Source organism: Sphingomonas agri (genome assembly GCF_038148795.1).
Lineage (GTDB): Bacteria > Pseudomonadota > Alphaproteobacteria > Sphingomonadales > Sphingomonadaceae > Sphingomicrobium > Sphingomicrobium agri.
In genome coordinates this window covers 1,327,268-1,341,431 of the sequence record NZ_JBAPEU010000001.1, presented here as the reverse complement: position 1 = coordinate 1,341,431, position 14,164 = coordinate 1,327,268, and the positions used below count along the sequence as shown (strand labels likewise).

Genomic DNA, 14,164 nt, shown 5'->3' with positions numbered 1-14,164 from the left:
GTCACCCAGCGCTGGCCCGACGGGTTCGTCGATGCCGACAACAAGGGCGCCTTCCACATCCCAACCTTCGGCTGAGCGCTGGCAAGCGGCGTCCATCCAAGGTAAATGCACCCCCGTCGTTCCGGCGATGGGGGTAAGAGATGATCCTGCTAACTCTTGCAGCTGCAGCAGCGGCGCAATGGACCGGCCCGCGCACCGAACAATATACAGGGCCGGGATATTTCTGCGGTGGCGGCTATGCGGTCCGCCTTGCCAAGGGCGACCGCGCGCTCATCCTGCCGCAATCCCAGACTGCTGGTGTCCAGGGTGCACGGCTCGTTCTTGCCGGGCGCGAGGTCAACGTCTGGTCGGGGGCATCGCACGCACCCGGACGCCTCGTGGTCCGCTATGGCGGCTCGGTCGTCACGCAGCAGAACGAGGGCCACGAGGTTTCCTACACGGTCTCCGACGATACCGACTTTGGACTGCGGCTCACCAGCGCCGCCTTTCGCGGCTTCAAGAGCGATGGCTGGCTCTTTGCCAAGGCGAACTTCTCGAAGTCGGCGGAAGACCGGGTCCGCTGTCTTGCGGCCTACAGCTACTGAGGCTGGCTTCGCCGCCACATGCAGCGTCCATCTGTGAGACGCGCTGCAACAAGTTTGCAGCCCAAGTGGTTAAAGGGCCATGTTTCGAGTGCCCTTCATCAGTTGTCTCACCGTCATTTCAATTGCGGCGTGCAGTTCGCGCGACCCGGTCGACGACCGGGCGGCGGGCAGTGCAGGTCCGCCCGACATCAACGTTCCAGCGCCGAGCGCAACGGGCGAACCTCATGGTCCGACGATGAGGGCTGCTGCGGCCGATCCGGCACCGGCAGCAAAAATCCCGGCGGCGCTCCAGGGACGCTGGGCGCTCGCGCCGCGCGACTGCACCTCGGCGCGAGGGGATGCCAAGGGTCTTCTCGTCATCACGCCGGGCGACTTGCAATTCTACGAGTCTCGGGCAGTTCCGGCAGCCGACGTCCAAGCGGACGAGGATTCGGTCGGCGGCGATTTCGCCTTCACTGGCGAGGGGCAGCGCTGGACGAAATATGAGGCCCTGAAAGTCGAGCAGCAGAAACTAACCCGGACGGAAACACATCCAGTGGCGAGCTTCAGCTATGCGAAATGCAGCTAGGATCCTGATGCTGGGACTTGGCGCCCTTGCTCTTGGCGCTTGCCACAGCAAGCCGGCGAGCCAGGCGGCGAACCAGGACCTCTCGATCGACGACAACCTGACCACGGGCCAGTTACCCGCAAACGCCGAAATCGAGACCCTCCCGCCCGACGAAAGCAGCGAGGCCTCGAACGGAGAACTCTCGAGAGGCCAGGACAACCCCGACGTCAACGACATCGGCAACGGCAATTGAGGACGCGATGAAGCTCTATTATTCGCCCGGAGCCTGCAGCCAGGCTCCTCACATCCTGCTCCACGAAATCGGTTTCGAGCATGACGCAGAACGCGTCGATCTGAAGACCAAGAAGCTCGAGGACGGCAGCGACTATCTGAAGATCAACCCCAAGGGCGCAGTTCCCGCCCTCCAGCTCGACAGCGGGGAAGTGCTGACGGAGAACGCCATCATTCTCCAATATCTGGGTGACCGTGCAAGCTGGCCGGAAGTCCTGCCGCCCCTCGGTGACTTCCGCCGCTACCGGGTCCTGGAACTCGTCAATTTCATCACGACGGAACTGCACAAGCGCTTCAGTTTCCTGTTCAATCGCGCCGCATCAGATGAGCTCAAGACGCTCATCATCTCCGACCTCGAGAAGAAGCTCGACTATATCGATGGGCGGCTCGGCGAGGGACCGTTCCTGTTCGGAGATCAGCTGACGCTTCCGGACGCCTACCTGTTCGTCATGAGCGGATGGACCGAGAATTTCCTCGGCCTGGAGCGCTGGCCGAACCTTGCCGCCTTCCGCGGACGCATGCTGAAGCGCCCGTCGGTCCAGCACGTCCTTCGGCTCGAAGGATTGCTTCAGGAGGAACCCGCGGGCTAGAGCGCCCGCGCAATGACCCAGTTCGATCTGACCGACGACCAGCTCCAGATCCAGGAGATGGCACGCAAGTTCACGGCTGACGCGATCACGCCGTTCGCTGCCGAATGGGACGAGAAGAAGATCTTCCCGAGAGACACGATCCGGGAGGCCGCCGAACTCGGCTTCGGCTCAATCTACGTGTCCGAGGAGAGCGGGGGCATCGGCCTTGGCAGGCTCGAAGCCGCGCTGATCATGGAAGCCATGGCCTACGGCTGTCCTTCGACCAGCGCCTTCATCTCGATTCACAACATGGCCGCGTGGATGATCGACCGCTTCGGCTCGGCCGAAGTAAAGCAGAAATACCTGCCCTCGATGATTACCATGGAGCGGATCGGCAGTTACTGCCTCACCGAGCCGTCATCGGGATCGGACGCGGCAGCGCTCAAGACGAGGGCCGTTCGTGACGGCGATCATTATGTCGTTTCAGGCTCCAAGGCCTTCATTTCGGGGGGCGGCGAGAACGAGATCTACGTCACCATGGTGCGCACCGGCGAGGACGGTCCCAAGGGCATTTCCTGCCTGGTGATCGAAAAGGACATGGCCGGCGTCAGCTTCGGTGCCCAGGAGCGAAAGCTCGGCTGGCATTCCCAGCCGACCGCCCAGGTCAATTTCGACGAGGTGAGAGTACCCGTCGAAAACCGGGTCGGCGGCGAGGGCGAGGGTTTCCGGATCGCAATGATGGGCCTCGACGGCGGCCGCCTCAACATCGGTGCCTGTTCGCTCGGCGGAGGCCAGCGATGTCTCGACGAGGCAGTCAACTACACCAGGGAGCGCAAGCAGTTCGGAACGCCCATCGCGGACTTCCAGGCGACGCAGTTCACACTCGCGGACATGGAAACCGAGCTGCAGGCCGCGCGCTATCTCCTCTATGTCGCTGCTGCCAAGGTCACTGCGAACGCTCCCGACAAGACCCGCTTTGCAGCGATGGCAAAGCGGCTTGCGACCGACACCGGTTCGTCGGTCGTCGATCGAGCGCTGCAGCTCCACGGCGGCTACGGCTATCTCATGGACTATCCCGTCGAGCGCTTCTGGCGCGACCTTCGGGTCCATTCCATTCTTGAAGGCACCAACCAGATCATGCGTGTGATCGTGAGCCGCGATATGCTCCGCCAGTGACCGACGACGTCCTGATATCGACCCAGGACCGGGTCGGCCGCATCCGTCTCAACCGCCCCAAGGCGATCCACGCGCTGAACACGCAGATGTGCGAGGCGATGAGCGAGGCCTTGCTCAAGTGGCGCAATGACGACGCGGTCGAGGCGGTGATCATCGATCATGCCGAAGGGCGCGGCTTCTGCGCGGGGGGCGACGTCGTGATGATTGCCCGCAGCGGCAACGAGGACGGCGCCGAGGCGAGGCGCTTCTTCTTCGCCGAATACCGGCTCAACCACCTGCTGTTTACCTATCCCAAGCCCACGGTCGCGATCATGGACGGGATCACGATGGGAGGCGGCGTCGGGATCTCGCTCCCGTGCACGTTCCGCATAGCGACCGAGAACACGCGCTTTGCAATGCCCGAGACGGGTATCGGGCTGTTCCCGGACGTCGGCGGCGGATGGTACCTGCCAAGGCTGCCCGGCCGTGTCGGCGAGTTCATGGCCCTCACCGGCGCAAGGCTGGATGGCGCCGAATGCCAGTATCTTGGCCTTTCGACGCATTATCTTGAACAGGCCTCGCTTCCCGACATGATCGATCGGATCGCGACCACGCCCCAGCGGGTCCAGGGGCCCATCGGCACGTTCGCGACCAAGCCGCCGGAAGCCCGGATCGAGCAAAGCCTTCCGCAGATCAGCAGGCTCTTTTCCTCCGACGTCCTCGAGGAGATCCTTGCAGCGCTCCAGGCAGACGACAGCGACTGGGCGCAGGCCGAACTTGCTACCCTGCGTTCAAAGAGCCCGCTCTCGTGCAAGGTGACGCTCCGCCTGATGGCCGAAGGAGCAACGCGGTCGAGCTTTGCCGACGAGATGCGCACGGAATTTGCGCTTGCGGGCCGAGTGGTCCGGACACACGATTTTCGCGAGGGGGTGCGTGCGCTCCTCATCGACAAGACGGGCGATCCCAAGTGGGATCCGGTCGACCCAAGCGAGGTCACCCAAGAAATGCTCGACGTCCTCTTTGCTCCCCTGCCCGAGACCGAGGCCTGGACGCCGTTTCCGGAGACCAAAGAATGAACAAGTTCAATACGATCCTGACCGAAATGAAGGGCGCGGTCACGCTCGTCACGCTGAACCGCCCGCAGGCTCTCAACGCCCTCAACAGCGAGGTTCTGAAAGAGCTCATTTCCGCGTTCAAGGCCTATGACGCGGACGAGACCCAGCGCTGCCTCGTGCTGACGGGTTCGGACAAGGCGTTCGCGGCAGGTGCCGACATCAAGGAGATGTCGGGCCAGGCTTTTGCAGACATGTATTCGTCGGACTTCTTCGGCGGATGGGAAAGCGTCACCGCGACGCGCAAGCCGTGGATCGCGGCGGTAGCCGGCTATGCCCTTGGCGGCGGCTGCGAGCTCGCGATGATGGCCGACTTCATCATCGCCGCGGACAGCGCGAAGTTCGGCCAGCCCGAAATCAAACTCGGCGTCACTCCAGGCATGGGCGGCTCGCAGCGGCTCACCCTTGCGGTGGGCAAGGCCAAGGCAATGGAAATGTGTCTCACCGGGCGGATGATGGGCGCTGAGGAGGCGGAGCGATCGGGTCTTGTCGCCAAGGTAGTCCCTGCCGCCGGGCTCTTGGACGAAGCGCTGGAAGCTGCCCGGGCGATCGCCGGCATGGCCCCCCTTGCAGCGATCGCGGTCAAGGAGATGGTCGGCGCAGCCTTCGAGATCCCGCTTGGACAAGGCATCAGGTTCGAGCGGCGCCTGTTTCACGGGCTCTTCGGCACCGAGGACCAGAAGGAGGGCATGGCCGCCTTTGTCGAGAAACGGCCTGGGAACTGGAAGGGACGCTGATCATGGCGCGCATCGCATTCATCGGCTTGGGACATATGGGCGGCGGAATGGCGCCGAACCTCGTCAAGGCGGGGCATGAAGTGCATGCGTTCGATCTCGTTTCCGAGGCGGTCCGCCACGCCGCCGAAGCTGGCTGCACGCCGGCAAGCTCTGCTTCGGAGGCGGTAAGGGACGCGGACGTCGTCATCACCATGCTCCCGGCCGCAAAGCACGTGCGGGCCGTCTTTGAGAACGACATCGCTCCGAACGCCAGGAGCGGAACCCTCCTCATCGATTGCTCGACGATCGACGTCGCAAGCGCGCGCGAAGTCGGTGCAGCGATGAAGACGGCCGGATTCGACTTTCTCGATGCCCCCGTTTCAGGCGGCATCGCGGCGGCCGCCGGAGGAACGCTGACCTTCATGGTCGGCGGCACCGATTCCCAGTTCGAACGGGCAAGACCTTTCCTCGAGGCGATGGGCAAAGCGGTCATTCACGCGGGCGACCTCGGCGCCGGCCAGGCAGCGAAGATTTGCAACAACATGATCCTCGGCGCGACGATGGCCGCGACCTGCGAGGCCTTCGTGCTTGCAGGAAAGCTCGGGCTCGACCAGCAGACCTTCTTCGACATCTCCTCCAAGGCGTCCGGGCAGAGCTGGTCGATGACAAGCTACGCGCCAGTGGCCGGCGTCGGTCCTGACACGCCCGCCGACCATGATTATGAAGGCGGCTTTGCAGCAGCGCTCATGCTGAAGGACCTCAAGCTTGCGGCCGACGCGGCGCGAAGCGTCGGCGCTTATACGCCGATGGGCGCCGAGGCCGAGGAACTCTACCAGCGCTTCGTCGACCGGGGCGGCGGGAACAAGGACTTTTCGGGGATCATCAAGATGATCGACGACAGCTGGAAGGTTCCGGATCAGCAATAGGAGAATTCATGCGTCTCATGCTTCTAAGTGCCGCTGCGGGCCTGTCGCTCGCGGCCTGTGGAGGTCCGCAGTCGAGCCAGGCCAATAACGTTCAGGCCAACATCAGCAATGATGCGCGCCCCAAGGAGACGGCAGCTGCGAGCGCGGTCACCGGGACCGGCTCCGTTCCGATGTCGCCGGTCGCGGGTGAGCAGGCAAAGGCCCTGATGCATGAGCGGCACGAGGGCATGGAATCCATCGGGAAAGCGAGCAAGGCCATCCACGACCAGCTCCAGAGCGGTTCGCCCGACCTTGGACTTGTCCGTTCCAGTGCCGCAAGGATCACCGATCTGTCTCAAAAGGCGTCCGGCTGGTTTCACTCGGGCACCGGACCCGATGTCGGCAAGACCGGGGCAAGGCCCGAGATCTGGCAGAACCCGCAGGACTTCAGCGCCAAACTTGCGAACTTCCAGGCGGCGGCAAAGGCATTTCAGGAAGCTGCAAACGGCAATGACATCGCCGCTATCAAGGCCAAGCTTGGTCCGCTTGGCCAAGCCTGCAAGGCCTGCCACGACAAATACCGCTCGAAGATGGAGCATTAGGCGGACGCTTTCTTCCTTGATTGAAGCCGGTCCGATGGCCACATCGAAGCGATGCTGATCCGTACCGAGCAAACGCCCAATCCTGTCACTCGCAAGTTCCTCCCGGGGCAGGTCGTCATGGAGTCGGGCACCCGCGATTTCGTCGATCCGAAAAGCGCGGAAATCTCGCCGCTGGCAAAGGCCCTGTTCGACAGCGGAATGGTCGAGGGCGTGTTCTACGGCCGCGATTTCGTCTCGGTGACGGCGGCGCCCGGCGTATCGTGGACCGACCTCGAGCCCCTGGTGCTGGAGACGCTGCTCGACCATTTCGTCAGCGGCACGGGCCTTTTCGTTCCGGGGACTGCAGCAGGCATCCACGTCGTCTCGGAGAGTGACTTCGAGGAGGATCCTGCCGACGCCGACATCATTGACCAGATCAAGGAGCTGATCGAAACGCGCGTGCGCCCTGCAGTCGCCCAGGACGGCGGGGATATCGTCTACAAGGGCTACCGCGACGGCCACCTCTATCTCTCGATGCACGGAGCCTGCTCAGGCTGCCCGTCGTCGACGGTCACGCTGAAGCGTGGAATCGAGAGCCTCATCCGGCACTACGTCCCTGAAGTTGAAGCCGTCGAAGCGGTCTAACTTTCCGGGACTTGCGGCGTTGGGCCGCATATGACCACTATCCGTCCCATGCTCCTGGCTTTCGACACGTCGAGCGCCGCCTGCACCGCCGCCCTCTTCGATGAGTCCGGCGCATGCGTCGGGCAGGCCAACGAGCTTATCGGCCGGGGCCACGCGGAGCGGCTGGTCCCGATGATCGCCGGCCTGCTCGATGGGCGTCGCTGCCAGGAGATCCTGGTTGGCGTTGGTCCTGGAAGCTTCACCGGCATTCGGGTCGCCATCGCTGCTGCTCATGGGCTCGCGATCGGCTGGGGCGCGCAGCTCCGGGGCATGTCCTCGCTCGCCCTGCTCGCAGCCGGCGCGCAATCCGAGGGCGAGATCGCCGCTGCAGTGATCGGCGGTCACGGCGAACTCTTCGTCCAGGAGTTCGACGCTGCGACCTTTCTGTCCACGTCAGAGCTTCGCTGCCAGGTTCCCGCCGAGGCCGCCCGCACGACCCGGGCAGGCCTCGTGGTCGGCTCGGGAGCAAGAATGATCATCGAGGCAAGAGGGTCGGGCGAAGCGAGAGAAGTCTTTCCCTCGGCGGCCAACGCGCTTCGTCTTCCAATATCCATGCGGAACCTGCCGCCAAAGCCGGTCTACGCCCGGGCGCCCGACGCCCGCGTTCAGGAGGCCGCCTAGTGGCGACGGTGGAGCAGCAGGTGCGTATCGGCTCGGGGACGTTCGAGGACCTCGATGCAGTCATGGAGATCATGGATTCGGCGTTCGGTCGCCGCTTCGGGGAGGCCTGGACACGCTCGCAGCTCGCCGGGATCCTGCCGATGGCAGGCGTCTCGCTAATGCTTGCGCGAGAGCCCCACACCGACACGCCCGTCGGTTTCTCGCTGGTTCGCGCGGTGGCGGACGAAGCCGAGCTCCTTCTGCTCGCCGTTCTGCCGACCCATCATCGTCGCGGAGTTGGCGGGCGCCTACTTGATGAATTCCTTAAACGGGCGCGAAACGATGGAATAGCGCGGGTCCACCTCGAAGTCCGCGACGGCAATCCTGCGGTTGGAATGTATCATAGTGCAGGGTTTTCGCCCGTTGGCCGCCGTCGCAACTATTACCATGCGCCAAACGGCAAGCGCTTTGACGCGATTACGCTTGCTCATCAATTTTAGTTAAGTTTTTTTAACCTTCGCAAAACTTGTTGCGCAGTTGCACCTCCCCAGAAGCAGGCGTAGTCATCGATGTTGTGCAGTAGTCGCTGCACGGCCTCTGCTCGATTATTAGGAAGTACAAATGGCCGAAATACCAAACTCGGAAGATACGCTGCTTACCTTGACAGCCGACATCGTTGCCGCGCACGTAAGCAATAACAGCGTCGCCGTGAATGACTTGCCGAACCTAATTCAGAACGTGCACGCAGCGCTGTCCGGAATTTCCGGGAGTGCCACGGCCCCGGAACCCAAGCCGGAGCCCAAAGTCTCGATCCGCTCGTCGGTGAAGCCCGATTATATCGTCTGCCTCGAGGACGGGAAAAAGCTCAAGATGCTCAAGCGGCATCTCATGACCCACTACAACATGACTCCCGACCAGTATCGGCAGAAGTGGGGACTTTCCGCCGACTATCCGATGGTGGCGCCCAATTACGCGGAGCAGCGCCGTACGCTTGCCAAGTCTATTGGACTTGGGACCAAGCGCCGGCGGACGAGAGGCGGCAAGTAATCGTTCGCTGGACGTTGGCGGCTGGCATACCTAACTTGGCCGCATGACGCGGACGATCGACATCGAGGCCCTGTGCGCCGACAAGGGGCTCCGCATCACCGAGCAGCGCAAGGTCATCGCCCGCGTGCTCGGTGACAGCGAAGACCACCCCGACGTCGAGACCCTCCACTCGCGGGCAGCCGCAATCGACCCCAACATCTCGATTGCGACCGTCTACCGTACCGTCCGGCTGTTCGAGGAGGCCGGGATCCTCGAGCGCCACGAGTTCGGCGATGGCCGCTCGCGCTACGAGGCAGCCTCGGAATCCCATCACGATCACCTGATCGACGTCGAAACCGGAAACGTGATCGAATTCGTCGACGAGGAGCTCGAGGCCCTCCAGAAGAGAATCGCGCAAAAGCTCGGCTTCCGTCTCGTCGATCACCGGATGGAGCTTTACGGCGTCTCCCTCGACCGCGATCGCTGATCATCGCCCCGTTCGGATGAACGGTCGTGCGCTGCTGCGCATCTTCGGCCTCGTCTTCCTCCTTGCAATATTGGGTCCCGTCCACGTCCTCACGAGGGCGCTTCTTGGCCGTTCGGACTTTCCCCGCCGCTTCCTCGCGGCGGCCGCCTGGATCGTCGGTGCCCGAGTGAAGGTCACCGGCGCGCGCATCGGAAAGCACACGCTTCTCATCTCCAACCACGTCACCTGGCTCGATATCCTCGTCCTTGGCGGCTCGACCGGCTGCGCATTCGTATCCAAGGACGAGCTCGGACACCCGCTTATCCACTGGCTCGCCGACCAGAACGCCACCGTCTACGTGAAACGCGCCCACAGGAAAGGTGCCAAGGACCAGGCAGCAGCAATCTCCGAGGCGCTCGACACTGGAAAACCGGTGGCTCTGTTCCCCGAGGGGACCACCGGGCCCGGAGACCATCTCCTCCCCTTTCGCTCCACGCTGCTGGAAGCTGCCAATACCGCTCCAGGCAAGATCAGGGTGAGGCCCATCGCGATCGATTACGGGAAGGCGGCGGGCGAGATTGGCTGGTGGAAAGAAAGCGGCAGGGACAATGTCCTGCGCCTCCTCGGACGTGCCGGGACACTGCCGGTAAGCGTCAACGTCCTTCGCCCGCTCGACGCAGCCGGCGGTCGCAAGAAGCTCGCGCTCGAGGCCCGGGAGGTCATTGCGCAAAGGCTTGGCTTAACCTCGCACCACCACTCGCCTATAGGCGATGAGTAATGACTCCCAAGACTTTCAGAATCAAAAGCTTCGGCTGCCAGATGAATGCCTATGACGGCGAGCGGATGGCTGAATTGCTCGGCGAGCAGGGAATGTCGCCGGTGGCCGACGGGGCCGATGCGGACCTCGTCGTCCTCAACACGTGCCACATTCGCGAGAAAGCTGCGGAAAAGGCCTATTCCGATGTCGGACGCCTGCGGCGCGAGGATGGCTCAAAGCCCCTTGTCGCCCTTGCAGGCTGCGTCGCGCAGGCGGAAGGGGCGGAAGCAAAGCAGCGCTCGCGGCTGATCGATATCGTGGTCGGGCCGCAGGCCTATCATCGCCTCCCGGAAATGATTGCAGAAGCTTCGCGGGGCGGACGCCCGGTCGACGTCGACATGCCGCTTGCGAGCAAGTTCGACGCCTTGCCGCCACGCCGGCGCGCAGCACCTGCCGCCTTCCTCACCGTCCAGGAAGGGTGCGACAAGTTCTGCACCTATTGCGTCGTCCCTTATACGAGGGGCGCGGAGATCTCCCGGCCATGGGACGACGTCGTCAGCGAAGCTTATGCGCTGGTCGAGGCGGGAGCGCGCGAAATCACCTTGCTCGGCCAGAACGTCAATGCCTGGAACCATGACGGACGAGGGCTTGCCCAACTCATCCGCAGGCTCGCTGGGATCGATGGTTTGGAGCGCATCCGCTACACCACCAGCCACCCTGCCGACATGACCGACGATCTCATCGCCGTTCATGGCGAGGTCTCCAAGTTAATGCCGTATCTCCACCTCCCGGTGCAGTCGGGCAGCAGCCGGATCCTCAAGGCGATGAACCGCAGCCATACGGCCGAAACCTATCTCGCCATTATCGAGAAGATGCGCGCGGCCCGGCCCGATATCGCCCTTTCAGGCGATTTCATCGTCGGCTTCCCCGGCGAGACCGAAGAGGATTTTGAAGCGACGCTTCAGATCGTCGATGCCGTGCGTTACGCCTCGGCCTATTCTTTCAAATACAGCTCCCGGCCGGGTACTCCCGCCGCACAGATGGAGGATCAGATCCCGCGCGACATCATGGACGACAGGCTTCAGCGCCTTCAGGCGAGGATCACCCAGCACCAGCTGGCATTCAATCGTTCGAAGATCGGCTGTGATACGGCCGTGCTGATCGAGCGAAACGGCAGGCTCCCTAGCCAGATGATCGGGCGCTCGCCCTGGCTCCAGTCGGTCCATGTCGAGACGGAGGCGCAGGCCGGGGAACTGCTTGAGGTCACGCTCGTGGGCGCCGGGCCCAACAGCATGACGGGTGCCGAGCGCCGCAAGGCCGCAGCCTGATGTCCCGCCGCGACCTTGCCGCCGTTCCGGACCGAGCCCGGCTCGAGCTGGAATTCGAGCAGCCCTATCTGCTGGGACCGCTGTTTGGCGACTATGACCGCCACCTCATCACCATTGAGAACAGGCTCGGAGTCCACATCGCGGCGCGCGGCAACCGGGTGCAGATCGAGGGAGAGGCCGACGCTGCAGCCCGCGCCCGGGAAGTGCTCGTGGGGCTCTATAACCGGCTCGACCAGGGACACGACGTTGATGCCGAGGCCGTCGAGGCCGTCCTCGGGATGGCCGCGCAGCCGAACCTCGACGGGATCATCTCCGAGGAGGTCGCAAGTCCCCCGCGGGTGATGATCCGGACCCGCAAGAAGACGATAGTTCCGCGTTCGACGGTGCAGACGGCCTATATGGAGGCACTCGCGCGCGATGACATGATCTTCGCGCTTGGGCCCGCGGGAACGGGCAAGACCTATCTTGCAGTGGCGCAGGCGGTCTCGCAGCTGATCACTGGAAGCGTCGACCGGCTCATTCTTTCACGTCCCGCCGTCGAAGCCGGCGAGCGCCTCGGTTTTCTTCCGGGCGACATGAAGGAGAAGGTCGATCCCTATCTCCGCCCGCTCTATGACGCGCTCTACGACATGCTTCCGACCGAGCAGGTCGAGCGCCGGATCGCCTCGGGCGAGATCGAGATCGCGCCCCTCGCCTTCATGCGCGGCCGGACCCTCAACGACGCCTTCATCATCCTCGACGAAGCTCAGAATACCACGCCGCTCCAGATGAAGATGTTCCTCACCCGCTTCGGCATGCGCAGCCGGATGGTGATTTGCGGAGATCCACACCAGGTCGACCTTCCCGACCCAACCAAGTCCGGGCTTGCCGACGCCGTTGGGCGCCTCGAGCGCGTCAAGGGCATCGCCGTGGTCCGCTTCACCGCCGCGGACGTCGTTCGCCACCCGCTCGTCGGGCGGATCGTCGATGCCTATGAAGGACCCGATGCCATGAGGGGCATTGGGGCATGATGCTTGAGATCGCTCTTGAGGCCGACGAGGAATGGGACAGTAGCCGCTCGTGGGAGCCGCTCGTCCGCAATGCCATCGAGGCGGCGGTTGCCGAAAGTGCTTTCCCACAGATCGCGAAATGGCAGCGCCCGGTAGAGGTCTCGGTGCTCCTCACCGGCGATGACCAGGTGCGCCGGCTCAATTCTCAATGGCGCGAAAAGGACAGGCCGACCAACGTTCTTTCCTTTCCGATGATGGATCCCGATGATTTGGCGGATGCAACAGTTGCAGGACCGGAAATGTTGCTCGGCGACATCGTGCTCGCCCGCGGCGTCTGCGCGCTCGAGGCTGCCGACAAGAAACTGACCGTCGAAGACCATGCAATGCATCTCCTCGTCCACGGCACGCTGCACCTCCTTGGCTATGATCATCAGGACGACCGCCAGGCCCTGGAAATGGAGGCGCTGGAGATCCGGGCGCTCGAGCGGTTGGGGATTGCCAATCCCTACGAGGTCACGGCCTGATGGCAACGCGGCAAGACGAAGGCGGCTCGCGGCTGTGGCGCGGAATGCGCCACCTCATCTTCGGCGAGGATTCCGAACCGACCCTGCGCGAAGAGATCGAAGACGCAATCGACGAAGCGGAGGAAAGCCAGGGTTCAAAGCCGATCGCCGGCGACCTCTCGCCTGCCGAGCGGCAGATGCTCCGGAACCTTCTTCATTTCGGGGAGCAGACGGCAGGCGACATCTGCGTGACCCGCGGCGACATCATGGCCGTTCCCTCGGATATCAGCTTCGATGACCTCATTCGGGCCTTCGCCGATGCGGGCCACAGCCGCCTCCCCGTCTATGGCGACAGCCTCGATTCAGTGATCGGAATGGTCCACGTCAAGGACATCTTCATGGCGAGCGTGAACCCCTCGCTGGACCGTTCGCTAAGCTCGCTCATGCGCGAGCCGCTGTTCGTGCCCGAATCGATGGGCGTCATCGAACTGCTCGCGCGGATGCGAAGCCAGCGAATTCACCTTGCAATCGTCGTTGACGAATTCGGCGGCACCGAAGGCCTCGTCACCATCGAGGACGTGGTCGAGGAAATCGTGGGCGAGATCGAAGACGAGCACGACGAGGCCGAGGCCGGCATGCTGACCATGCTCGACGATGGCCTGTGGGAAGCCGACGCAAGGCTCGAGCTCGAGGAACTCGCCCAGGCCGTCGATCCCCGATTGTCATCCAAGGAAGACGAAGTCGATACGCTTGGCGGGCTCGTCTTCCTCCTCGCGGGCCACATCCCGCAAAAGGGTGAGTGCGTGACCCATCCCTCCGGCTGGAAGCTCGAGGCGATGGATTCAGATCCGCGCCGGATTATCCGGGTTCGCCTTCACGCTCCGGAGCAACCCTCCTCCCGCGGCTAGTTCTTGGCAAAGAGGCTGGCAGCGTCCGCCATCGCCTTGAATTCCAGCGCATTGCCGGCGGGGTCGAGGAAAAACATGGTCGCCTGTTCCCCTGGCTGACCCTCGAACCGGACGGTGGGCGCAATGACGAAGTCGATCCCCGCGCTTTCTAGCCGCCGTGCAAGCCTCCTCCAATCGTTCATCTCGAGTACCACGCCGAAGTGCGGCACCGGCACGTTCTCGCCGTCGACCTCGTTGGTCGACCGGCGCCGGACCTCGCTTGGCGCAAGATGGGCAACGATCTGATGGCCGAACAGGTCGAAGTCGACCCATTTGGCGGCACTGCGGCCTTCCGGACATCCCAGAAGATCGCCGTAGAAGCGCCGTGCCGCGGCGAGATCATCGACCGGAAATGCAAGATGGAATGGCGACAGGTTCATCGCGCTGAACCTGCTCGGGATGCG

At 63.4% G+C, this 14,164-nt stretch carries 20 protein-coding genes; 19 read left to right on the top strand and 1 reads right to left on the bottom strand.

All coding sequences use genetic code 11. The features are described from left to right. Window positions 1-140: 140 nt before the first annotated feature. The 19 genes from V8192_RS06715 (at window position 141) to V8192_RS06625 (ending at window position 13,721) form a co-directional block, all read left to right on the top strand. Window positions 141-584, top strand: coding sequence for a hypothetical protein (locus tag V8192_RS06715; protein ID WP_341632274.1), 444 nt, complete (start codon window positions 141-143; stop codon window positions 582-584). Window positions 585-672: 88 nt separating this feature from the next. Continuing rightward, window positions 673-1,152 carry a hypothetical protein gene (locus V8192_RS06710; RefSeq protein WP_341632273.1) on the top strand — a complete coding sequence of 160 codons (480 nt, stop codon included), beginning with the start codon at window positions 673-675 and terminating at the stop codon, window positions 1,150-1,152. Window positions 1,153-1,159: 7 nt separating this feature from the next. Beyond that, the gene (locus V8192_RS06705) at window positions 1,160-1,384 is read left to right on the top strand and encodes a hypothetical protein (RefSeq protein WP_341632272.1); all 225 of its coding nucleotides are present in this window, start codon (window positions 1,160-1,162) and stop codon (window positions 1,382-1,384) included. Window positions 1,385-1,391: 7 nt separating this feature from the next. Further along, window positions 1,392-2,012, top strand: coding sequence for a glutathione transferase GstA (gene gstA / locus V8192_RS06700; RefSeq protein ID WP_341632271.1), 621 nt, complete (start codon window positions 1,392-1,394; stop codon window positions 2,010-2,012). Window positions 2,013-2,024: 12 nt separating this feature from the next. Next, window positions 2,025-3,167, top strand: a complete 1,143-nt coding sequence (locus tag V8192_RS06695; RefSeq protein WP_341632270.1) for an acyl-CoA dehydrogenase family protein — start codon at window positions 2,025-2,027, stop codon at window positions 3,165-3,167. Further along, window positions 3,164-4,222, top strand: coding sequence for an enoyl-CoA hydratase/isomerase family protein (locus tag V8192_RS06690; protein ID WP_341632269.1), 1,059 nt, complete (start codon window positions 3,164-3,166; stop codon window positions 4,220-4,222). Before V8192_RS06695 ends, V8192_RS06690 begins: the two co-directional genes overlap by 4 nt. Continuing rightward, window positions 4,219-4,995 (top strand): enoyl-CoA hydratase, encoded by a 777-nt coding sequence (locus V8192_RS06685; RefSeq protein ID WP_341632268.1) that lies wholly within the window; start codon window positions 4,219-4,221, stop codon window positions 4,993-4,995. Before V8192_RS06690 ends, V8192_RS06685 begins: the two co-directional genes overlap by 4 nt. A 2-nt stretch (window positions 4,996-4,997) precedes the next feature. Beyond that, entirely contained in the window at window positions 4,998-5,900 is a 903-nt protein-coding gene (mmsB, locus tag V8192_RS06680; RefSeq protein WP_341632267.1) for a 3-hydroxyisobutyrate dehydrogenase, read from the top strand. An 8-nt stretch (window positions 5,901-5,908) separates the two neighbouring features. Further along, complete coding sequence (locus V8192_RS06675) at window positions 5,909-6,481, top strand: c-type cytochrome (protein WP_341632266.1); 573 nt, start codon at window positions 5,909-5,911, stop codon at window positions 6,479-6,481. A 51-nt stretch (window positions 6,482-6,532) separates the two neighbouring features. Beyond that, window positions 6,533-7,105, top strand: coding sequence for a NifU family protein (locus tag V8192_RS06670; protein ID WP_341632265.1), 573 nt, complete (start codon window positions 6,533-6,535; stop codon window positions 7,103-7,105). 48 nt (window positions 7,106-7,153) lie between these two features. Then, window positions 7,154-7,765 (top strand): tRNA (adenosine(37)-N6)-threonylcarbamoyltransferase complex dimerization subunit type 1 TsaB, encoded by a 612-nt coding sequence (gene tsaB, locus V8192_RS06665; RefSeq protein ID WP_341632264.1) that lies wholly within the window; start codon window positions 7,154-7,156, stop codon window positions 7,763-7,765. Continuing rightward, entirely contained in the window at window positions 7,765-8,244 is a 480-nt protein-coding gene (locus tag V8192_RS06660; RefSeq protein ID WP_341632263.1) for a GNAT family N-acetyltransferase, read from the top strand. The genes tsaB and V8192_RS06660 overlap by 1 nt, the downstream gene beginning before the upstream one ends. Window positions 8,245-8,365: 121 nt before the next feature. Next, complete coding sequence (locus V8192_RS06655; RefSeq protein ID WP_341632262.1) at window positions 8,366-8,791, top strand: Ros/MucR family transcriptional regulator; 426 nt, start codon at window positions 8,366-8,368, stop codon at window positions 8,789-8,791. 43 nt (window positions 8,792-8,834) lie between these two features. Beyond that, window positions 8,835-9,257: a Fur family transcriptional regulator gene (locus V8192_RS06650; protein ID WP_341632261.1), complete on the top strand. Its 423-nt coding sequence runs from the start codon at window positions 8,835-8,837 to the stop codon at window positions 9,255-9,257. A 16-nt stretch (window positions 9,258-9,273) separates the two neighbouring features. Beyond that, complete coding sequence (locus tag V8192_RS06645) at window positions 9,274-10,014, top strand: lysophospholipid acyltransferase family protein (protein WP_341632260.1); 741 nt, start codon at window positions 9,274-9,276, stop codon at window positions 10,012-10,014. Next, the gene (gene miaB / locus V8192_RS06640) at window positions 10,014-11,321 is read left to right on the top strand and encodes a tRNA (N6-isopentenyl adenosine(37)-C2)-methylthiotransferase MiaB (protein ID WP_341632259.1); all 1,308 of its coding nucleotides are present in this window, start codon (window positions 10,014-10,016) and stop codon (window positions 11,319-11,321) included. The genes V8192_RS06645 and miaB overlap by 1 nt, the downstream gene beginning before the upstream one ends. Next, a complete protein-coding gene (locus V8192_RS06635) occupies window positions 11,321-12,331 on the top strand; it encodes a PhoH family protein (protein WP_341632258.1) in 1,011 nt (336 codons plus the stop codon). The genes miaB and V8192_RS06635 overlap by 1 nt, the downstream gene beginning before the upstream one ends. Further along, a complete protein-coding gene (gene ybeY, locus V8192_RS06630) occupies window positions 12,331-12,834 on the top strand; it encodes an rRNA maturation RNase YbeY (RefSeq protein WP_373276331.1) in 504 nt (167 codons plus the stop codon). The genes V8192_RS06635 and ybeY overlap by 1 nt, the downstream gene beginning before the upstream one ends. After that, entirely contained in the window at window positions 12,834-13,721 is an 888-nt protein-coding gene (locus V8192_RS06625) for a hemolysin family protein (RefSeq protein ID WP_341632256.1), read from the top strand. The genes ybeY and V8192_RS06625 overlap by 1 nt, the downstream gene beginning before the upstream one ends. Here the strand turns inward: V8192_RS06625 and V8192_RS06620 are convergent. After that, entirely contained in the window at window positions 13,718-14,140 is a 423-nt protein-coding gene (locus tag V8192_RS06620) for a VOC family protein (RefSeq protein WP_341632255.1), read from the bottom strand. The two genes, V8192_RS06625 and V8192_RS06620, sit on opposite strands and share 4 nt — an antisense overlap. Window positions 14,141-14,164 lie beyond the last annotated feature (24 nt).